Annotated in this window: 17 protein-coding genes; 13 read left to right on the top strand and 4 right to left on the bottom strand. The window is 73.2% G+C overall.

Translation table 11 applies throughout. The features are described from left to right. Positions 1-41 precede the first annotated feature (41 nt). Positions 42-1,214 (bottom strand): epoxide hydrolase family protein, encoded by a 1,173-nt coding sequence (locus tag ACIPAE_RS02655; RefSeq protein ID WP_402442401.1) that lies wholly within the window; start codon positions 1,212-1,214, stop codon positions 42-44. 53 nt (positions 1,215-1,267) lie between these two features. Then, positions 1,268-4,585: a family 78 glycoside hydrolase catalytic domain gene (locus tag ACIPAE_RS02650; protein WP_402442399.1), complete on the bottom strand. Its 3,318-nt coding sequence runs from the start codon at positions 4,583-4,585 to the stop codon at positions 1,268-1,270. A 379-nt stretch (positions 4,586-4,964) separates the two neighbouring features. Here ACIPAE_RS02650 and ACIPAE_RS02645 point away from each other — a divergent pair, with 379 nt between their 5' ends. Genes ACIPAE_RS02645 through ACIPAE_RS02630 form a run of 4 tightly spaced genes read left to right on the top strand, consistent with a single transcriptional unit; the run spans position 4,965 to position 8,454 of the window. Continuing rightward, positions 4,965-5,726 (top strand): ABC transporter ATP-binding protein, encoded by a 762-nt coding sequence (locus ACIPAE_RS02645; RefSeq protein ID WP_329366578.1) that lies wholly within the window; start codon positions 4,965-4,967, stop codon positions 5,724-5,726. After that, positions 5,723-7,093, top strand: a complete 1,371-nt coding sequence (locus ACIPAE_RS02640; protein WP_402442397.1) for an FtsX-like permease family protein — start codon at positions 5,723-5,725, stop codon at positions 7,091-7,093. The genes ACIPAE_RS02645 and ACIPAE_RS02640 overlap by 4 nt, the downstream gene beginning before the upstream one ends. Beyond that, complete coding sequence (locus ACIPAE_RS02635; RefSeq protein WP_402442395.1) at positions 7,086-7,238, top strand: hypothetical protein; 153 nt, start codon at positions 7,086-7,088, stop codon at positions 7,236-7,238. The genes ACIPAE_RS02640 and ACIPAE_RS02635 overlap by 8 nt, the downstream gene beginning before the upstream one ends. Continuing rightward, a complete protein-coding gene (locus ACIPAE_RS02630; protein WP_402442393.1) occupies positions 7,231-8,454 on the top strand; it encodes a sensor histidine kinase in 1,224 nt (407 codons plus the stop codon). The genes ACIPAE_RS02635 and ACIPAE_RS02630 overlap by 8 nt, the downstream gene beginning before the upstream one ends. Here the strand turns inward: ACIPAE_RS02630 and ACIPAE_RS02625 are convergent. Beyond that, positions 8,426-9,127 carry a LuxR C-terminal-related transcriptional regulator gene (locus ACIPAE_RS02625; protein ID WP_402442391.1) on the bottom strand — a complete coding sequence of 234 codons (702 nt, stop codon included), beginning with the start codon at positions 9,125-9,127 and terminating at the stop codon, positions 8,426-8,428. The two genes, ACIPAE_RS02630 and ACIPAE_RS02625, sit on opposite strands and share 29 nt — an antisense overlap. A gap of 242 nt (positions 9,128-9,369) precedes the next feature. Here ACIPAE_RS02625 and ACIPAE_RS02620 point away from each other — a divergent pair, with 242 nt between their 5' ends. The 5 genes from ACIPAE_RS02620 to ACIPAE_RS02600 all read left to right on the top strand — a co-directional run bounded on the left by ACIPAE_RS02620 (position 9,370) and on the right by ACIPAE_RS02600 (position 15,106). Continuing rightward, entirely contained in the window at positions 9,370-9,489 is a 120-nt protein-coding gene (locus tag ACIPAE_RS02620; RefSeq protein ID WP_366409697.1) for a putative leader peptide, read from the top strand. A gap of 309 nt (positions 9,490-9,798) precedes the next feature. After that, positions 9,799-11,118, top strand: coding sequence for an NtaA/DmoA family FMN-dependent monooxygenase (locus tag ACIPAE_RS02615; RefSeq protein WP_366409696.1), 1,320 nt, complete (start codon positions 9,799-9,801; stop codon positions 11,116-11,118). A 37-nt stretch (positions 11,119-11,155) separates the two neighbouring features. Further along, a complete protein-coding gene (locus tag ACIPAE_RS02610; RefSeq protein ID WP_402442389.1) occupies positions 11,156-13,495 on the top strand; it encodes an ATP-binding protein in 2,340 nt (779 codons plus the stop codon). Positions 13,496-13,590: 95 nt separating this feature from the next. Further along, entirely contained in the window at positions 13,591-14,505 is a 915-nt protein-coding gene (locus tag ACIPAE_RS02605) for a sigma-70 family RNA polymerase sigma factor (protein ID WP_402442387.1), read from the top strand. Between the two features lie 157 nt (positions 14,506-14,662). Then, positions 14,663-15,106 (top strand): cysteine/serine endopeptidase inhibitor, encoded by a 444-nt coding sequence (locus ACIPAE_RS02600; protein WP_329366592.1) that lies wholly within the window; start codon positions 14,663-14,665, stop codon positions 15,104-15,106. Positions 15,107-15,139: 33 nt separating this feature from the next. On the opposite strand, the gene ACIPAE_RS02595 is transcribed toward ACIPAE_RS02600, so the two are convergent. Next, positions 15,140-16,192: a DUF4157 domain-containing protein gene (locus tag ACIPAE_RS02595; RefSeq protein WP_366409807.1), complete on the bottom strand. Its 1,053-nt coding sequence runs from the start codon at positions 16,190-16,192 to the stop codon at positions 15,140-15,142. Positions 16,193-16,994: 802 nt separating this feature from the next. Between ACIPAE_RS02595 and ACIPAE_RS02590 the strand changes: the two genes are divergently transcribed. From ACIPAE_RS02590 to ACIPAE_RS02575, 4 genes are all read left to right on the top strand, one after another. Then, positions 16,995-18,302, top strand: a complete 1,308-nt coding sequence (locus tag ACIPAE_RS02590) for a glycoside hydrolase family 16 protein (RefSeq protein WP_329366594.1) — start codon at positions 16,995-16,997, stop codon at positions 18,300-18,302. 141 nt (positions 18,303-18,443) lie between these two features. Beyond that, complete coding sequence (locus ACIPAE_RS02585; protein ID WP_402442385.1) at positions 18,444-18,809, top strand: hypothetical protein; 366 nt, start codon at positions 18,444-18,446, stop codon at positions 18,807-18,809. 84 nt (positions 18,810-18,893) lie between these two features. Next, the gene (locus ACIPAE_RS02580) at positions 18,894-18,992 is read left to right on the top strand and encodes an Ms4533A family Cys-rich leader peptide (RefSeq protein WP_329366598.1); all 99 of its coding nucleotides are present in this window, start codon (positions 18,894-18,896) and stop codon (positions 18,990-18,992) included. 229 nt (positions 18,993-19,221) lie between these two features. Further along, positions 19,222-20,940 (top strand): ABC transporter substrate-binding protein, encoded by a 1,719-nt coding sequence (locus tag ACIPAE_RS02575; RefSeq protein ID WP_366409693.1) that lies wholly within the window; start codon positions 19,222-19,224, stop codon positions 20,938-20,940.

Below are 20,940 nucleotides of genomic sequence, written 5' to 3'. Positions count from 1 at the left end.
CTCCAGCGCTCTCCATAGCGCTCCAGCGCCCGCAAAGCCTCCTAGAGCGCGCGCCGGAAGGGGCGGAAGAAGGCACGCAGTTCCTCGGCGTAGAGCTCGGGCTCCTCGAACGCCGCGAAGTGGCCGCCGCGCGGCGGCTCGTTGACGTAGGCGACGTTCGCGGTGCGGTCGAGCCAGGCGCGCGGGGGGCGGGCGATGTCGCCGGGGAAGAGGGAGAAGCCGGAGGGGACCTCGACCCGGCGGGCGAGCTGGGCGGGCGGGATCGCGCCGTTGGCGCCGTACATCCGCATCGAGGAGCCGATGGTCCCGGTGAGCCAGTACAGCGTGACGTTGGTGAGGATCTCGTCCTTGGTGTAGCTGCGCTCGATGTCGCCTCCGCAGTCGCTCCACGACCGGAGCTTCTCGACGATCCACGCGGCGAGCCCGGCCGGCGAGTCGGTGAGGCCGAAGGCCGCGGTCTGGGGCTTCGTACGGTGCATGGCGGCGTAGGCGCCCTCGGCCCCGCCCCACGCCGCCACGCTCTCGAACCAGGCGCGCTCCTCGGGTGCCAGATCCGCCGGGTCGCCGCCGAAGACCGGCACGCCCGCGTCGGTACGGTGCACGGCGACGACCCGCTCGGGGTGGTCGAGTCCGAGGTAGCGGCTCACATGGCTGCCGATGTCCCCGCCCGCGGCGCCGAACCGCTGGTAGCCGAGGACGTCCATCAGCTCGGCCCACAGGCCGGCGACGGCGATGGAGTTCAGCGGCGGGCCGGTCGGGCGGTCGGAGTAGCCGTAGCCGGGCATGTCGGGCACGACCACGTCGAACGCGTCGGCCGGGTCGGCGCCGTGCGCGCCGGGGTCGGTGAGCAGCGGGACGACGTTCGCGTAGCGCCAGAACGAGTCCGGCCAGCCGTGGCTGAGCACCAGCGGCAGCGCGGTGCCGGCCGGCGCGGCCGCGGCCCGCGCGTGGACGAAGTGGATGCCCAGGCCGCCGAGCCGGACGCGGAAGTGCGGGAGCGCGGCGAGCGCCGCCTCCTGGGCCGGCCAGTCGAAGCCGTCGGCCCAGTACGCGACCAGCTCGCGGAGGTAGTCCAGGTCGGTGCCGAGCGACCAGCCGGCGTCGGCCGGCGCGTCCGGCCAGCGGGTCGCGCGCAGCCGCGCGCGCAGGTCCGCCAGCGCCGCGGGGTCGGTCGACGGGGTGAACGGCTCGGGCAGGGCGGCGACATCCGGCATAAGGCGCACCCTACCGACCGCACGCCTGACGGCCGTGCCCTCCCGACCGCGTCCTACCGGCCGTGTCGCGCCGGAGCCCGGTAGCCGTCGGGGCAGATGCCGGTGAGCTTGGTGTCCCGGTAGGCGGACCCTCCCGGGTCGGTGGTGAGGACGTGGCAGCCGGGCTGCACCCCGGCGACCCGCAGGAAGCCGTTGCCGTACGTGGCGGTGACCCGGCGCCCGTCCAGGTAGACGGTGGTGGCGGTGGCCGAGCCGCCCGGCAGGTCGACGTCGGCGCTGGAGTTGGGCGGGACGCTCACCCCGGTGTCGACCCGGCCGCCGGCCGCGGTGTCGAAGGCCGCGCCGATCCTCCCCTTGCCGGTGGGCACCGTGACATGGGCCCAACGCACCGCGGCGGGCTGGGGTTTGACGTCGAAGGTGGCGTAGCCGGGGGTGGTCGGCCGGATGCCGAACATGTCCTGCGGGATGTCGAAGGCGGGCGAGGCCGCCCAGGGGTGGGAGTAGGTGGTGTTGGGCTTCAAGGAGAGGTCCCACGCCTCCATGGTCGCCCCGGCGCCGGCCTTGATCATGTTGAGCCAGCTGTCGGTGCCGGTGGAGGTGAGCATGGCGTGCGCCAGGTCCGGCCGGTTGCCGTCGTAGAGCGCCTGGATCATGAACGCGGCGCAGTAGACGCTGCACGCCATGCCGCGCGTGCCGAGGTAGTCGGCGACCCGCGCGGCCTGCTGGTCGTCGGCGAGGCCGAACGCGGTGGCGAACACGCTTGCCTGCACGGCGTAGTGGTCGATCGGGGCGCCGCTGTCGTCGAGGCCGTCGCGGTACGCGCCCTTGGCGGCGTCCCACATCGTGGCGTTCACCGCGGACTTGATCGCGTCGGCCTTGGCGTTGTCGGCGGTGGCGTCCGCGGTGCGGCCCAGCGCGGTGGCGATGTCGGCCATGTCGCGGTAGCTGCGGTAACTGATCGCGTTGATCACGGTGTTGTAGGAGCTGAAGACGTAGCCGTCGCGTTCGGAGGCCGGCCAGTCGACGATGTCGCAGTCGTTGCAGCTGCCGGCGCCGGTGTCGCCGGTGGTCTTGTGGATCAGCCCACTCGCCGGGTCGAACCACCGGTCGGGCAACTTCCCCTGTAGAGCGGCGTAGTTCGCGGCCAGCGCGGTGGTGTCACCGGTCGTCTGGTAGCTGTCGTGCAAGGCGAGGATCAGGTACATCGGCCACTCGGTCGGCCAGGTGCGGCTGGACAGGAGGAAGTTGAGCGAGTAGTCGCCGAGTGAGGCGTCGCCGCCGGTGTAGAGGTTCGCCATCAACTGGAGGTAGGAGTCGGCCTCGTAGACCCCGCGCTCGCGCTCCCAGGAGTCCACGTAGAGGTTCTGGTCGGACATCTCCACGGTGTTCCTGGACAGCGTCCAGACCTGGTCGAGCGAGCTGTCCGAGGAGTCGAAGGTGCCGGCCGACTCGTCGAACGGGTAGACGTACGCCTCCGCCGTGAGGTCCGCGGCGCGCAGGCCGGTGGGGGCGCCGGTGATCTGGACGTAGCGGAAGACCCGCAGGCCCCAGGTCTCCAGGTGCTGGCCGCCGGCCTTCAGCGTCCACGTGTCCTCGTAGGTGTTGCCCGCGGAGGTCTTGTAGCGGACGGTGTCGGTGCCGGCGGGCACCTCGCCGTAGCGGATGTCCAGTCGCTGTCCCGCGCTGCCGGTGAGGTCGAGCGAGAGGCCGCCGATCCAGCTGCGGCCGTAGTCGACGTAGTAGTCGCCCGGGGCGTACTCGACCACCGACGCGGGCTTCTCCGGCTTCTGCCGGACCTTGGCGGTCGGGGTCGGCTCCAGGTCGGCGAAGGCGCTCTTGACCACGGGCGCCGGCCACGACGCGTCGTCGAAGCCGGGTGCGGCGAAACCGGTCGGGTAGGCGCGGGCGTCGAAGTCCTCGACCGGGGCGGTGTAGTAGCTGGTGCCGATGCTGCCCGCGCTCGGCAGCACCTTGGCGCCGCTCTCCGCCTTCCAGCCGGGCCCGGTGCCGAAGGTCCGGGTGCTGCCGTCGGTGTAGCGGACCACGAGGTCGGCGAGGAAGCGCTGGTCGCTGGTGGTGTACGCGAGCGCGCCGATGGTGTTGGCGGCGCCCGGCCGCAGCAGCGAGGTGACGTCGTAGCCGTCGTAGCGGGTCTCCGTGCCGACCGGCCGGGTCGGACCGACGCCCACGAAGCGGCCGTTGACCCACATCTTGTAGACGAACTGGCGGCCGGGGGTGGTGGAGGAGCCGGTCGCGTACAGGTGCGCCCAGGCGATGTGCCGGCCCTTCGCCAGGGTGGTGTCGCCGCGCAGGAACGCCCAGTCGGCGCCGCCGAAGCCGGTGCCGCAGTTCTTGCTCTTGTCGACGAACAGCGCCTGGCCGGTGACGGTGCCGCAGCTGAAGTCGGTGTTCGCCGGGTCGCTGAAGTCGTTGGCGTACAGCGCGGTGCCGTCGGGGGCGGTGACGGTGATGTCGTCGAAGGTGGCCTGTTCGGTGCTGCCGGTGCGGAAGCCGATGCCGCCCGAGGCGAAGGTGGCGTCAGTGGTGGTGTCCACCAGGGTCCACCCGGTGCCGGTCGCGGCCTTGAGGTAGGTGGTGAAGGTCGCACCGGCGGCCACCACGCGGAAGTCGTACGCCGTGCCGTCGACCAGCGCGAAGGGCAGCGGCTCGGCCGCCTTGAGGTTGGAGAAGGCGCCGTCCTTCTGGACCTGCGGGGCGATGGTGTTCTCGCCGTTGCCCTTGAACTGCCACAGGTAGAAGTCGCGGGTGTCGGACTCACGGAAGGTGACGCTGGCGTACTTCGCGTCGATCACGAAGCTGCCCTGGAAGGTGTAGTCGCTCCACGAGGCGCTGCCGGCCCAGATGGGCGCGGCGCCCGGCCACGCCTTGCCGGGGCCGGTGCCGAAGGAGGCCGCGGCCGACCAGGCGGAGGCGGCGCCCGAGGGGGCCCAGGTGCGCACCCGCCACACGTAGCCGGCGGCGGGGCGCAGCGCGGGGCCGCCGTAGGCGACGGTGCCGTTGGCGCGGGAGGAGACCTTGCCGGAGTTCCACACGTCGGGCCGCCCGGCCAGGGCGGCGGCGGTGGTGGCGACCTCGACCTGGTAGGCGCGCTGCGTGCCCGCGCCGACCTGCCAGCCCAGCAGCGGGGTGGCGTCCGGTGCGACGTCGGCGGGGGCGGTCAGGCCGCCGACGGTCAGGTGGTTCGGGGCGGCGCGGGTGGCGGCGGAACCGGGGGAACCCGGGGAACCGGCGGGGCCCGCGGCGGCGCTGGGCATCGCGGTCCCGAGGACGAGGCCGACCGCGGTCAACCATGCGGTCAGCGCGGCCAGGAGCAGGAGGGGCCCGTGACCGGACCGTCGGGACTGCGCCATTCCAAGCCTCCGAATGAAACGATTCATCAGAGGAGACCGCGACAGCCTCCTTCAGAGCAGCGGTGAGACGGCTGTCATCCTGATGGGAACGGCGAGGGCTGTCAATGAAGATGAAACGTATTCGTCATCGGGGCCGGGGTTGCCGAGCGAGGCGGGAGCCGAGCGGGGGCACGGCAACTGCCTACGCAGGGCGGCGCGGGGCCGAGCGGGGCGAGGCGGCGCGGGGCCGGCCCGTTTCCTCTCCGGCGGCCCCTCGGCGTGAGTGCCTCCCGGCTGGTCCGCTCGGCAGAACGCCGCCTACCGGGGTGCGGTTTTCCGAACTTCCGATGCGGGGGCGGGCAGGATCGATCGCCGTGCTCCGCCCGCCGAGGATGAGGGCATGGCTGAGACGACGAGGGATACCAGGACGGGCACCACCGCCCGAGGGGAGGACCTGCACCGCGAGTACGGACGCGGTGCCGCCAGCGTGCGGGCGTTGCGCGGGGTGTCGGTGGCCTTCGCGCCCGGGACGTTCACGGCGGTGATGGGGCCCTCCGGCTCCGGCAAGACCACCTTGCTGCACTGCCTGGCGGGGATGGACCGGCCCACTCGGGGCTCCGTCTGGTGGGGCGGTACCGAGGTGTCCCGGCTGCCCGAGCGGAGGCTGGCGGCACTGCGGCGCAGTCGGGTCGGGTTCGTGTTCCAGGCGTTCAACCTGATGCCCGCGATGACCGTCGCGCAGAATGTCGAGTTGCCGGGCCGGCTGGCCGGCGAGCGGCCCGACCGGGGCCGGGTGCTGGACGCGCTTGCCCGGGTGGGGCTGGCCGGGCGCGCGCGGCACCGGCCCGGGCAGCTGTCCGGCGGGCAGCAGCAGCGGGTCGCCATCGCCCGGGCACTGGTCTCCCGTCCTCCGATGGTGTTCGCCGACGAGCCGACCGGCGCGCTCGACCGGGCCACCGGCCACGAGATCCTCGCCCTGCTGCGCGCCGGTGTGGACGAGAGCGGCGGGACCTGTGTGATGGTGACCCACGATCCGGTGGCCGCCGGGTACGCGGACCGGGCGCTGCTGCTCGCCGACGGCGTGCTGGTGGACGAACTCGACCGGCCCACCGCCGCCCAGGTCGGCGAAGCCCTGAGCCGGCTGGGCGGGGAAGGGCTGTGACCTCGCTCGCGCTCGGGCAGATGCGCCGCCGTCCGGCTGCCTTCGTCGGCCTGGCGGTCGCGCTCTTCCTCGCCATCGCCACCCTGACCCTGTTCGGCTTGCTGTTCGCCGCCGGCGCCACCGCCCCGGCGGCAGCCCGGAAGGCGACCACCGGGCCCAGCCTGATGGTGATCGCCGGCGCCTTCGGTGAGATCGCCGTGCTGGTCGCGTTCTTCGTCGTGGTCAACGCGCTGGGGTTCGCACTGCGCCAGCAGCACCGGGAGCTGGCCCTGCTGCGCACCATCGCGGCGACACCCCGCCAGGTGCGGCGCCTGGTCCGTGGTCAGGTCGTCGTGACCACGCTGGTGGTCACCGCGCCGGGCTGGGCCGCCGGTGCCGCGGCGGCCCGGGGCTTCCTCGCCGCGATGCAGCGGCGAGGGATGGCGGCGCCGGGGGTGCGGGTGCCGTGGAACCCGATCCCGATGCTGGTGGCGCCGGCCGTCGCGCTCGCCGTCGCGCTGGCGGCCTCGGCCGTGGCGGCGCGGCGGATCTCCCGGATCACGCCCGCGGCCGCCCTCACGGCGAGTTCGACCGAGCACGGGCGGACGGGTGCGCTGCGTCTGCTCGCCGCGATCGGCGTGCTGGTGGGCGGCGGCCTGCTGCTGCGGCTGGCCGCGACGCGCCCTGCGGAGCAGGTGGACAAGGCGGGTCAGGCGGCATTGCTCGGCTCGCTGGTTCTGCTGGTCGCGGTCGCTCTGGCGGGGCCGCTCGCGGCGCGCGTCCTGGCGGCCCTGTTGGGCGCACCGGTACGGGCGCTGGCACCCGGTGCGGGGTGGCTGGCCGACGCCAACCTGCGCGGGTACGCGCGGCGACTGTCGTCCGCCGTGGTGCCGGTCGCCCTGCTCGTGGGCCTGTCGGGCACCATGCTGATCATGACGAGAACCGCCGGGCACGCTGCGGGCGCGGCGGCGTCCAGCGTCACTTCCGCCACGGATGTCTGGCTGCGTCAGGCCGAGTTGACGCTGCTCGTCTGCTTCGCCGCCGTCTCCACGGTCAACACCCTGGTCGCCGTGACCGCCGAACGGCGCCGCGAGTTCGCGCTGTTGCGGCTGATCGGCGCGACCCGGTCGCAACTGCTGCGCATGCTGACCGCGGAGGCGGTGCTGACCACGGCGGTGGGGGTCCTGCTCGGCGCGGCGGTCGCGGGCGCCGCGTCGGCGGCGTTCAGCACGGCGGTGAGCGGGTCGCCGATGCCGTCCCTCCCGGTGGCCGGCTGCTGGTGGATCGCCGCGGACGCAACAACACTGACCCTCCCCGGCATCCTGACCACAGGCCTGCGAGCGATACGCGGGCCCGCGGCAGGACTGGCGGGAGGCAGCCGTGACTGAGCGCGGCGACGAGTCGGCCGGCGGGAGCACGGCCGGCGAACAGGCGCCCACCCGGGAGGGGTCGGCGGGCGCGCCGCCCGCCGGCCGGGTGCTGTCCTCCGCGTCGGGCGGGCCCACGCGGGTCCCCGTGGCCGACCGTGGCTGAGCAGCGGCGCTACCTGTCCGTCCGGGGCGGCGAATGGGCCTTCGCGGTCGTCGGGCTGCCGCTCGCCCTGCTCGGCGGGGCCTACGCCCTCGCCGTGTTCTACGCGGGGACGCTGCTCTCGCTCACCGTGTTCGGCCTGCCGTTCGTGGCCGCCGCGCTGAGGGGCGCGCGCGGTCTCGGCGCGCTGCACCGGCAGTTGGTCGGCCGGCTGCTCGGCGAGCGCGTCGAGGCGCCGGCCAGGCTGCCCCGCCCGGCGGGCGTGGTCGCCCGTGGCCGTGTCGTGCTGACCGACCCGATCGCCTGGCGGTCGCTGCTCTATCTGGTACTGCGACTGCCGCTCGGCGTGCTCGGGTTCGCCGCCGCGGTGGCGGTTCCCCTCGTCTGCGGCTGGCTGATCGGCTTCCCGCTCTGGGTACGCCTGCTCGAACCGGGTCCGCGCCCCGCCCCCTGGATGGATGCCGCGTCCACACCGCTGGGCCTGGTGGTCCTGGCCGCGGTGCCCGGCGCGGTTCGGGCGCTGAGCGGAGTGAACCGGCGGCTCGCCCGGCTGCTGCTCGGACCGGCCCGTGCCCAACGGCGCGTCCGGGAACTGGAGACCGCCCGCGCCACGCTGCTCGCGCAGAACAACGACGAGCTCCGCCGCCTGGAGCGTGACCTGCACGATGGCACCCAGGCCCGGCTGGTCGCCCTGGCCATCACCCTCTCGCTGGCCGAAGACGCGCTCGCTCCCGCCGCCGGCCCGGACCTCGCCCGGCTGCGCACCCTGATGGAACGCGCCCGCGGCCAGACCGACGACACCGTCACCGAACTGCGGCGGCTCACTCGCGGCATCCACCCGGTGACGCTGGACGGCGGCCTCGGCGAGGCACTGCCAGGGCTCACCGCCACCTCGCCGGTGCCGGTCACCCTCCGCCTGGACCTGCCGGAACGACCGGACCACGTGGTCGAACGCGCCCTCTACTTCTGCGCCGCCGAACTGCTCACCAACGTCGCCAAGCACAGCGCTGCCCGCTCGGCCGCAGTCGAGGCGAGCGCGACCGACGGCCGGGTCGTCCTGTCCGTGCGCGACGACGGGCGCGGCGGTGCGGCGCTCGGCGTCGGCACCGGCCTGACGGGCCTGGCCGAACGGCTCGCGGCGGTGGACGGCGCGCTGCGGATCGACAGCCCGCCCGGCGGACCGACCGTGGTCACCGCCGAGTTGCCGACGCGTCTGTGACGGCCGGTCGGCTGCCGTTCTCCGCCAGGTAGGTGAGGACGGCCTTCACCCGGCGGTTGTCGGTGTCCGTCGCCCGCAGGCCGAACTTGGCGAAGACGGCGGCCACGTGCTTCTCCACCGCCCGCTCGGACACTGCCAGCAGCGAGGCGATGGAGCGGTTGGAGTGCCCTTGCGCCACCAGCTCCAGCACCTCGCGCTCACGAGGCGTCAGGGTGTCCACCCGGCTGCGCCGGCCACCCCGCATCAGCTGGGTGACGATCTCCGGGTCGAGTGCCGTGCCCCCGTCGGCGACCCGGTGCAACGCGTCCACGAACTCGGAAGTGCGGGCGACGCGTTCCTTCAGCAGGTACCCGATGCCCGCCGCGCCGCCCGCCAGCAGGCGGGAGGCCCAGGTGGTCTCGACGTGCTGGGAGAAGACCACGATGCCGACGCCGGGCGTCCTCGTGCGGATCTGCACGGCGGCGCGGATGCCCTCGTCGGTCTGCGTGGGCGGCATCCGGATGTCCACCACGGCCACGTCGGGCCGATGGTCGACCACTGCGGCGAGCAGCCCGGGCGCCGTCCCGACGGCGGCCACCACCTCACACCCGCGGGCGCCGAGCAGTTCGACCATGCCGTCACGGAGAACGACGGAGTCCTCGGCCAGGACCACGCGCAGACGCCGGTTGCTCACCACGCCATTATCGGCCGAGGCAGGCGTTCGGCGCGTACGTACGGGGCCGGATGCCACCCCGTACTCGACGCGACGGTGAGCGGCGGCGCACCGTAGGGCGGCGCGGGCTGGTCCGAGGCGGTCTTGACAGGGGCGCCCACCTGCCGCGTACGTTCGTTCCGTACCGTCAGGAGCGGCTGAGGGGCGCCTGGATCGCCTGAGCCGCGGGTCGAAGGGCTGCCGTTCGACGGCCGCCCGGGTCGATGGGAGTCATCGTGAGGGCAACGCGCGTCGGGCCGGCCGGGACCGCGGTTCCGCTGCCGGGCTGGACGAAGCGGCGTCACGTGGACCTGTGCCGTACCCAGACCGCGCTCTGTCGCTGACGACGGCCCGCCCCGCCTCTCCCCTGCGCTGAGCGGTCGACGCGCGCCCTTTTCCGCCGGCGCCGCGCCGCACGTCCGCAGGGAGCCCGGAAGGGGTCGACTTCCGCTGCCCGGGCGCCCGTTCGCCTTCGCCACCTTCGCTTTCGCCTTCGCCTTCGCCGTGAAGGCTCCGGGAAGGCGTGCACGCGTGAGTTCACGCGCTCCCGGAACCACGAACCCGCGTACGCGCGATCCCCCGTACCCCTGAACCCCAGAACCCCTGAACCCCAGCCCCGAGACGTCACCGCCAGCGGTGAGATGGGACCAACTGTGAACGCGAAGCCGCCCAGGACCTTGAAGACCGTGACCGGCGCCGGCGGCACGTCGGAGACCTACGACCTGGCGATCGACCCCGCCCGCTCCACCCTGGACACCGCGATACGGGTGGCGGGACTCGCCGAGGCGGCGCGGATCGACGCGCTGTTCACCGCCGACCTGCTCAGCTTCGGCGCCCAGGGCGCGATCGGGTCGCAGGAGCCGCTGGTCTTCGTCTCGGCGCTGAGCCAGGTGACCTCGCGGATCGGCCTGATCGCGACCGTCTCGACCACCTTCCACCACCCGTACAACCTGGCCCGGCTCTTCGGCACCCTCGACCACGTCAGCAACGGGCGGGCCGCCTGGAACCTGGTGACCTCCTCCGTCGGCGAGGAGAACTTCGGCCCGGGCGACCTGCCCAGCCCCGAGGAGCGGTACGCGCGCGCCGCGGAGTCGCTGGAGGTCGTCAACGCGCTGTGGGACAGCTGGGAACCGGGCGCGCTGACCGCCGGCCCGGACGGCCGGGCCACGCTGCACCGGGACCGGGTGCGCCCCATCGACCACGCCGGCAGGTACTTCACCGTGGCCGGACCGCTGAACATCCCGCCGCTGCCGCAGCGCCGCCCGGTGCAGATCCAGGCCGGGCAGTCCGAGGCGGGCCGGGCGCTGGGCGCGCGCTACGCCGAGATCGTCTTCACCTCGCTCCCCACCCTCGACATCGCGACGGACTTCACCCGGAAGATCCGTGCCGAGGCCGAGCGGTTCGGCCGGCCCGGCGGACTGCCGCTGATCTTCAGCTCGTTCCACGCGACGTACGGCGCCACCGAGGCGGAGGCACGCCGACTGGTCCGCGACAAGCGGGAGTCGATCGACTTCGAACGCGGCCGGGCGCAGGTGGCCGACATGCTCGGCGGCGGCGTCGACCTGTCGGAACTCCCGCTCGACGCGAAGCTGCCGGAGAGCCTGCTGCCCGACGTCACCACGGTCAACCGCCGCCGCGGCCGCGTCGACATCTTCGCCGGCTACGCCCGCCAGGGCTACACGCTGCGCGAACTGGTCATCGCCGCGCAGGACACCGGGCACTGGGCCGTCGCGGGCACCCCCGAGCAACTCGCCGACGCCGTCGAGGAACGCTTCCGGGCCGGCGTGCTCGACGTGATCTCGCTCAGCGGCCTCGCCGACCCGCGCCAGCACGACTTCGTCGTCAACGGGCTCCTCAACGAACTGCGCAAACGCAAGGTCGTCGCCGACGACTACACGGGCAGCACCCTCCGCGAGAACCTCGGCCTCGAACTCCCGCCCCGCGCCGGGGCCGGGGACCGGAGTGACGGGTGAGTTTCCCTCCGTGTCCGGTTGGTGTCAGGCTGAGGTCATGACGGGCAACGTTCCTCAGGAGACATCGAGTTTCGTGGGTCGGGGAGCGGAACTCGGCCGGTTGAGGGGGGCGTTGGCCCGGCACCGGCTGGTGACGCTGACGGGCCCCGGCGGGATCGGGAAGACGCGGTTGGCGCAGCGGGCAGCACTTGCAGCGGCGGAGGCGGATACCGGGGGCGGTCCGGGCGAGGCGGATACGGGGGTCCCGGGAGGCGCGGAACGCGAGGCGGGCGCGGGGCGCGGGCACTTTCCGGACGGTGCCTGGTGGGCCGACCTCAGCACCCTGGACAGCTCCGAGCTGCTGCTCTCCACCGTCAGCGACGCGGTGGACCTCGCGGACCACTCGCTGCGGATGCCGCTGGACGCGCTGAGCGAGTGGCTCGCGGACCGGCGGCTGCTGCTCGTACTGGACTCCTGCGAGCACCTGATCGACGCGTGCGCCTATCTGGTCGGGGAGTTGCTGACCGCGGCCCCCGGGCTGACGGTGCTGGCGACCAGCCGCCGCCCGCTGGGCTCGGCGGTCGAGGAACTCGTGGAGGTCCTGCCGCTGCCGGCCGACGGCCCCGACGCGCTCGCGCTGTTCACCGACCGGGTGACCGACCGGCTGGGCCGCGCGCCGCTGGCCGAGCCGGGCGCGGCCGAGGCGGCCGAGGCCGTCTGCCGCCGGCTGGAGGGCATTCCGCTGGCGATCGAACTGGCCGCCGCGCGGGTCGGTTCGGTCGGGCCGGGTGCCGTCGCCGAGGTGGCCGAAGGGCTCGGTTCGCGTTTCGACACGCTGGCCTCGCCCGGGTACGCCTGGCCGCGCCGGCACCAGACGCTGCGCACCACGATCGGCTGGAGCCACGAGCTGTGCGCGCCGCTGGAACGGCTGCTGTGGGCGCGGTTGAGCGTCTTCCGCGGCGCGTTCGACCTCGCCGCGGCCCAGGCCGTCGCCGCCGGTGGTCCGCTCGGCGCCGCGGCCGTGGCGCCGACCCTGGAGCGGCTGGTCGCCCAGTCCGTCGTCCGCAGGATCGGGCCGGGCGCGGAGCCCGGGACCGGAACCGAGTCCGGGCCCGGCACCGTACCGCCGTCCGGCAACGGCAACGGCAACGGCAACGGCAACGGCAACGGCCCCGCACGCGCACCCGGTCCCGCTCCCGTATCCGTACCCGCCACCGCTCCGAACGCCGGCTCCGGCGACCGCTACCGCATGCTCGACACCATCCGCGAGTACGGCCACACCTGGCTGTGCGAACTCGGCGAGGTCGCCGGCACCCAGGACCGGCACGCCGACTACTTCACCGGGCTCGCCCGCTGGGCCGACGCCGCCTGGTCCGGGCGCGACCAGCTCCTCGGCTACCGGCGGATCGAGGAAGCCCACCCGGACCTGCGCGCGGCGCTCGACCACTGGCTCGACCACGACAGCGCCGCGGCCGCCGAACTCGCCGGTCTGCTGGTCTACTTCTGGACCTGCTGCGGTCACCTCAAAGAGGCCAGGTCCTACCTGGAGCGCGCCTTGGAGCAGCACACCGCGCCCGGCCCCGCCCGCACCCGCGCCCTGATCGGACTCGGCGCGACCCTCACCCTCCAGGGCGAGTACGACCGCGCCGCCGACATCAGCGACCGGGTGCAGGCCATGGTCGCGATGCGCGGCGACAGCGAGGACCTGGCCGCCGCCGCCTGCCTGACCGGCCTGCTGGGCATGCTCACCGGGCAGTCGCGTACGGCCCTGGACGCCGTACGGGAAGCGCTCGGGTCCGCCCCGGGCTACGTTCCCGGCACCCTCCGCAGCCACGCGCTGGACTCCGTCCCCGGCTCCGCGTTCGACACACCCGACCGGCTGCGCTGCCACCTCGTCGAGGTGCTCTCCCTCACCGCGCTGGGCGACTTCGCCGAAGGCCGGGCGCGGGCACTGGAGTTGCGCCGGCACTGCGTGGAGATCGGCGAGGTGTGGACGCGTTCCTACCTGGACTACCAGCTGTCCGTCGTGGCCCTCTTCTCCGCCGAGCCCGAGGACGCGGTCGCGTACGCGCGCACCATGCTGGAGAGCAAGCACCTGCTCGGTGACTCCTTCGGCATAGCGCTCGGCCTCGACCTGCTGGCCGCCGCGCTCGCCGCCGCCGGCCGCGCCGAACAGGCCGCGTCGGTCTACGGCACCGGCGGGGCGTACTGGCGCAGCGTCGGCCACCCGCAGCGCGGGGCGCCGGAACTCCAGCCGATACGCGACCGCTGCGAGCGAACGGCCCGCGCGGCGCTGGGCGACGACGGGTACGCGGTCGCGTACGCGCGGGGAGCCGCCGCCCACGGCCCGACCGCCCTGGCCGCCGCCCTGCTGCCCGACGGCGTCGGCCACGAATGACGGCCCCCGGCGCACCGGGGGAATCCCGGCCGGTTACCTTCCTCCTCCCGGGCGCGTCACAGCGGTGACGTGGATCGATCGAGGAAGGTGACGAGATGACGACCGGACCGCTTCGGGACGAAGCACTGGCGGGTGCCTTCGAGGAGCAGCGCGGGCGGCTCGTGGCGGTGGCCCACCGGATGCTCGGGTCGCGGGCCGACGCCGAGGACGCGGTGCAGGAGGCGTGGCTGCGGCTGGCCCGCCAGGACGCGGCCGCGATCGACAACCTCGCCGGCTGGCTCACCACCGTGGTCGGCCGGGTCTGCATCGACGTGCTGCGCTCGCGCCGGGCCCACCCCGAGGCCGCCTACGACGACCCGCCGCCCGAGGTGGTGGTGACCGAGGACGACGGGGACGCCCCGGAGGACGCCGCGCTGCTGGCCGAGTCGGTCGGGCTGGCGCTGCTGGTGGTGCTCGACGCCCTCGGCCCCGCCGAACGGCTGGCGTTCGTGCTGCACGACATGTTCGCGGTGCCGTTCGACGAGATCGGCCAGATCCTCGACCGGTCCACGGACGCCGCGAAGATGCTCGCGAGCAGGGCTCGCCGCAAGGTGCGGGGCACCCCGCGCCCGTCCGGCGAGCGGGAGCAGCGCGCGGTGGTCGAGGCGTTCCTCGCGGCGGCACGGCACGGCGACTTCGAGGGGCTGCTCCAGGTGCTCGACCCGGACGTGACCTGGCGCTCCTACGCTCCGCACGGTCTGGTGGTCCGGCACGGCGCCACCGCGGTGGCCGAGCGGGCCCGGCTCGGCGCCGGCACCTCGATCATCGCCCGCCCCGCCCGGGTCAACGGCCGCACCGGCATCATCGCCTGGCGCGCGAACGGCAAGCCGCACAGCGTCATGGCGTGCACGGTGGCCGGCGGCCGCATCGTCGAGATCCTCTCGGTGGGCGACCCCGAACGCCTCGCCTCCATGCACCTGCCGCCCTGCCCGCCCCCCGAGGACGCCTACCGGGAAGGCGCCGAGCAGTAGGGCACCCGGGCGGGGTGAGGCACCGTACCCGGGAAGCGCTTGTTCGCGTACCGTCAGAGATGCGGACCCGCCGTACTCGGAGCGCGCCGCACGGAACGCCTTGCTCGGAACGCTTGCTCAGTCCCCCCACGCTGAACAGACGGACAGGAGAAGGACATTGCGCATCGCGCGACGTATCGGCCACTGGATCGGCGGCGCGGCAGGCGCCTCGGCGCTGCTTCTGCTCGGCGGCGGGCCGGCCGCGGCCGACGTGCCGATCGGCCAGCCCATGACCGGCGAGATGACGTACTACGACGACGCCGGCTACGGCGCCTGCGGCACCCCCATCGACGCGTCCAGCCAGTACCTGGTCGCCGTGTCGTACCAGTGGTGGACCACCGCCAACCCGAACAACGACCCGCTGTGCGACGGGATCTCGGTCCAGGTCACCTACAACGGCCAGACCATCACCGTCCCGGTCGAGGACAAGTGCCCGAGCTGCGACGCGACCCACATCGACCTGAGCGAGCCGGCGTTCACCGAGTTCGCCCCGACCGGTACCGGCGTCGTCACCGGCATCACCTGGCAGTTCGTCAACTCCGACGGCACGGCCCTCTCCTGAGACCACGCCAGGCGTGCAGCCGGCTGCGCCGGGCTACTTGGTGTTGCGCACGTACCAGCTCTCGCCGTACAGCCACTTGCCCCGGGGGTCGTACACCTGGACGTCGCAGGCGAGGTGGGAGGGGATGACGTACTGGTAGTTCTGGTCGATGTCGGCCGCCACCGAGCCTGACGCGCCCAGCTCCCGCCCCGTGATCCCGTCGAAGTGGGCGACGACCTCGTACTCCACCACGTTGCCGTTCTTGATCTCCTTCTTCACGTTCGCCTCTGCGTAGTGAAGGTGGTTGGAGTTTCCGGTCTTGGTGAGCGGGGTGAGGTTCGTCAGGGTGTTCCCGGGGCCGCCGAGGTTCTCGTTGAGCAGGTGGCCCTGGACCATGTTCCGGGCGAACCAGGCACCGGTGGCGGTCTTCGACGACGGCCACCACGAGGGCTTGACCCGGGGGGAGCTGCCCTTGCCCAGGGAGCGGGGGTGCAGCTCCGCGCTCATGTACGTGCCCACGTCGTTGGTGGTGTTGCCGTACTGGACGTAGTGACGGCCGCCGTACACGCGCTGGATCGCCCGGGAGACGGTCGGGGTGAGTGCGGCGCCGGCGGCGTCGTCTGCCTGGTGGCCGGCTTCGTGGCCCCTGGTGGGTACGGGGCCGCTCATCACCCGCTGCGCGTTGGCCTCGGCGGTGCGCTCGAAGTGGTCGGACGGGTCGCTCACCCGGAGCCCGTTGCCGTGGTCCGTTCCGGCCACCTGGCCCTGGCGCTGCTGGATGACGTGCGTCAACTCGTGGGCGAGGGTGTGCTTGTCGCCGCCGCCCTGGCCGATGACCACGTGGCTGCCCGAGGTGTAGGCGCGGGCACCGATCTCCGCCGCGGACCGCTGCGCGGCGCTGTCGGTGTGGACACGGACGTTGGAGAAGTCCGCGTCGAGGCGTGCTTCCATCTCGGAGCGGAGCGCGGCGTCCAGCGGTCGGCCCGGGCCTTGCAGCACCGAGTGGACCGCGGAGCGCTGCACGGCGGCCTGTTCCGTGCCGTGGCCGCAACCGGCGCTGTGCTCATGGTCGTTCCGGCCGCCGGCGGGTCCGCCGTTGCGGAGCATCTGCACGACAGCGGCGTTCCCGGCCGTGCTCTGAAGGCCGAGAATCCCTCGGGAGGGCGCGTGCGCGGGAGCGTTGGGGCGACGCCCGGGAGCGGCCGCGCGTCCTTGCGCGCGAGCGTTTTCCCTGTCCATGGCAGAAGCCACGTTCTCCTCCTCCAGCAAGCGGATCTTCTTGTTCTACCCGGAGCGTCCGGCGCCCGTCCAGGTACGCCGGGGCACCGTTGGAGGGCGAAGGGGGCACTCTTCCGCGGTTCCCGCACCGGGGTGGCGGGGGCAGGTCAACCCGGCCGTACGGAGCCGGGGTTGGTGGCACGCCGGGCGAGGAGGTCCCCGTCGACGCGCCCGCGTACCCCTCCCTGTGTGTCCCTACCGGCCACGCCCGGGTACCCCGCCGCACGCCTCCCCGGGTACCCCGCCGCACCCGCCCCCGGGTCACCACCGCCCGCTCCCCCGTACCCGCGGGCATTCCCACCCGATCCCGCCCGACGCCTTGACGTGAACCTGGCGGGAGCCCGACACTCGCCTCGATCCGCCGCTCTGAGAGCGCTCTCACGACGCGGTGCGAAGGAGACGGGACCCCCCACTCCGGTGCGCACCTTCCGGTCTCCGCGCCGCGTCCGGCCTCACCGCGGTCCAAGTCGCACCCGCAGAAAGGTCGGGATCACCCGTGACACGCATGCCGAACTCCGGTGCCGCGCAAGGCGGCCAGAACCGTTTCCGGCTCCGTCCCCCGCCCCCTCTCCGTCCCCCGCTCCGCCTCCGTCCGCCCGGCCGCCGTCGTGGTCGGCGGGGGCCGATCGCCGTGCTCAGCGCCTTCCTCCTGCTGCTCGCCGGGGTGCTCGCGCTGACGGTCTCCGGCGGTTCGGCCGCGGTGGCCGCGCCGGCACCCCCCACCGGGTGGAGCACCGTCTTCAGTGACGACTTCAACGGCGCCGCGGGCACCGGACTCGACCGGTCGAACTGGCTCTACGACACCGGGACCGGCTACAACTACCCCGGCGCCGCGGCGAACTGGGGCACCGGCGAGCTGGAGACGGCCACCGACTCGACGACGAACGTCTACCAGGACGGCGCCGGTCATCTGGTGATCAAGCCGGTCAAGGACGCGTCGGGGCAGTGGACTTCGGGCCGGATCGAGACCCAGCGCACCGACTTCGCCGCGCCGGCCGGCGGCCAGTTGGAGATCAGCGCGTCGCTGGAGCAGCCCAACCCGGCCAGCGGGCTTGGCTACTGGCCCGCGTTCTGGGCGATGGGCGCGGACGCCAGGCCGGTCGGGGCGACCAACTGGCCGGGTATCGGCGAGATGGACATCATGGAGGACGTCAACGCGCTGAGCCAGCACTCCACCACCTTCCACTGCGGCGTCTGGGCCGGGGAGTGCCATGACCCGGACGGCATCAGCAGCGGGCTCCAGGCGTGCGGGGGCTGCCAGACCGGGTACCACACCTACTCGGTGATCGTGGACCGCACCAACACCTCGGCGGAGCAGCTGCGGTTCTACCTCGACGGCAACCTGACCTACACCGTCGACGAGAACGAGGTCTCCACGGCCACCTGGCAGGCGGCCGTGGACCACGGCTTCTTCGCGATCTTCGACGTGGCGATCGGCGGTTCGTATCCCAACAAGGTCTGCGGCTGCACCTCGCCGTCGGCCGACATCAGTTCCGGCGCGGGCATGAGCGTCGACTGGATGGCGGTCTACCAGACGACCGGCGGGAGCAGCGGCACCACCGGCGGCACGACCACCGGCGGCACCACGACCGGCAGCACCGACGGCGGGACGACCAGCGGGACCACCACCGGCGGCACGACCACGGGCGGCAGCACGACCGGTGGCACCACCACCTCCGACTACACCGCGAACGCCACCCGGGTCGACGCGAGCGACGCGCTGATCAGCTTCACACCGACCACCCCCGCGGCCTACGTCGACGTGCACTACCAGGTCAACGGCGGCGGCCAGCAGAACCTCCGGATGACCGACAACGGCGGAACCTGGACCCAGAACGTCGGCTCCCTGACCTCCGGCTCGGTCGTCACCTACTGGTTCACCTACGAGAAGAACGGCCCGCAGTACGACTCCCCGCACTACACCTACACCCAGAGCTGACCCCACCCCGCTCCCGGCGCCCCGCGCCCCCGCCAACGCCAACCCCCGCGCCGGGAGCGGACGGTGCCACCCTGGGCGACCCGCGCCCGCGGGGCACCCCGCGCTGTGGCCCGCACCGGGGTGATCGGGGAGGATGGGGGCATGTCGTCACGTTGGTCGATCCGGTCGCACAACTCGTTGCTGTCCATCGCCTCCACCGAGTCGGTGCTGTCCATCGGGGCGGCCGGGTCGGTGCTGTCCGTCGGGTCGGTGGCGTCGGTCGGGTCGTTCGGGTCGCTGGGGTCGGCGATGTCCGCGGTGTCGCTCGGGTCGTTCCAGTCGTTCGGCTCGTGGCTGTCGGGGCAGTCGAACGGTTCGGCGCTGAGCTGGCAGTCGAACGGGGCGGTGCGCGCGAGGCGGGTGAACGGCCCCACCGACCGGCTGAAGCCGCAGATCGCGGTCGCCGTCGCGGCCACCGCCGTGGCGGGGCTCACCTGGTGGCAGGTCCGCCGCGCCCTCCGCCCCTAGGGCCCACCCTGTGCATAAGTGTTCCTTTGTGATCATCAACGTCCGACTTTGACAATTCGTGGTGCGTCTGCGCACTCTTCTGCCATGCACCTGTGCCCCATCCGCCCCTTGGTCCGCGCCAGCATCGAGCTGGCGCTGATCGGCGTGACCGGGCACAGCGTCGCCGACGTGCACTGTCGCTGATCGCGCACCCGGCCCCCCTTCGCCGAGCCACCCCCGACCGCGGTCGGGGGTCTGCCGCGCCCGGGGCCTTTCCGGCAGGTCCGCCCGCACGGTCAGCTGACCACCCGGGCCGACCGTCCCCCGCATGACGCCCCATCCCCGCATCCCCGTATCCCCCGTTTGTCCCGCGCGCCCCGGGCGCGCGCCTCCCCCCGCCCGGGTGACCGCACGCCCGGGGAAAGGCCCTGCCATGTCTCGCTTGTCCCTGTCTCCACGGCAGTTGGGCGCCATAGCCGTCGGTCTCGCCCTCGCCGGAGGGGCCGTCGCCTGCGGCCCCAAGAGCGCCGACTCGGCCGCGAAGGGCTCCGACTCCACCCCGCACCGCGGCGGCACCCTCTACGTGCTGAACAACCAGCCGCAGAACAACTTCGACCCCGCCCGGCTCTACACCTCCGGCGGCGGCAACGTCCCCTCGCTGGTCTACCGCACCCTGACCACCCGCGCGCGGGAGAACGGCGCGGCCGGCAACAAGGTCGTCCCGGACCTGGCCACGAACACCGGCGAGCCCAGCAAGGACGCGACGGTGTGGACGTACCACCTCAAGGACGGGCTGAAGTACCAGGACGGCACGGCCATCACCACCGCCGACATCAAGTACGACATCGAGCGCTCCTTCGCGGCGGAGCTGTCCGGCGGCGCCCCCTACCTGCGGGACTGGCTGGTCGGCGCGCAGGACTACCAGGGCCCGTACAAGGACCCCAAGGGGCTGTCCTCGATCGAGACGCCCGACGCGAAGACGATCGTCTTCCACCTGCGCAAGCCCGAGGGCGACTTCCCGCTGCTCGCCACGCAGACCTCCTTCGCGCCGGTGCCCAAGGCGAAGGACACCGGCACCAAGTACGCCGAGCACCCGGTCTCCTCCGGCCCGTACGAGGTCGTCAGCAACCAGAACAACGGCGAGCACATCGTGCTGCGGCGCAACCCGAACTGGTCGCAGGCCAGTGACGACCAGCGGCGCGCCTACCCCGACACCATCGACGTGCAGTCCGGGCTCGACCAGGCCGTGATCAACCAGCGGCTGTCCGCGGGCGTCGGCAAGGACGCGGACGCGGTCACCACCGACACCAACCTCGGCCCCGCCGAGCTCGCCAAGACCACCGGGGACAAGGCGCTGTCCGCCCGGGTCGGCACCGGCCACTTCGGCTACACCGACTACCTGGCGTTCAACCCGAAGGTGAAGCCGTTCGACAACATCAAGGTGCGCGAGGCCGTCGCGTACGCCATCGACCGGACCACCGTGGTGGACGCCGACGGCGGCTCCTCGCTCGCCGAGCCCGCCACCACCTTCCTGCCCCCGCAGGCCGCGTTCGGCTACACGCCCTACGACCCGTTCCCGGCGGGCAAGAGCGGCGACCCGGCCAAGGCGCGCGAGCTGCTGAAGGAGGCCGGCTACCCGAACGGGCTGACCGTCACCCTCACCCACGACACCAACAAGGGCGGTGAGGAGGGCCCCGAGGTCGCCACCGCCGTGCAGGAGGCGCTGAAGAAGGCCGGCATCACCGTCAAGCTCGACGGCCTGGAGCACAACGCGTTCGACGACAAGGTCTACAGCGTGAAGACCGAGCCGGGCCTGTTCCTGGCCGGCTGGGGCGCCGACTGGCCGTCCGGCGGCCCGTTCCTCGGCCCGATCTTCGACGGCCGGCAGATCGTGAAGGACGGCTACAACTTCAACAGCTCCCAGCTGAACGACCCGTCGGTCAACAACGAGATCGACGCCATCGACAAGATCACCGACCTGAGCGCGGCGGCGAAGCGCTGGGGCGCCCTGGACCAGAAGATCGGCGCCCAGGCGCTGACCGTGCCGCTGGTCCACCCCGTCTACAAGCGGCTGTTCGGCAAGAACATCCGCAACGTGGTGATCAGCGACTGGACCGGCGTGCTGGACATCTCCCAGGCCGCGGTGAAGTGA

Origin of the sequence: Streptomyces sp. NPDC087270, from assembly GCF_044744625.1 — a bacterium.
Taxonomy (GTDB): Bacteria; Actinomycetota; Actinomycetes; order Streptomycetales; family Streptomycetaceae; genus Actinacidiphila.
The sequence above is the reverse complement of the archived record's forward strand: the minus strand, read 5'-3'. Positions and strand labels throughout refer to the sequence as shown.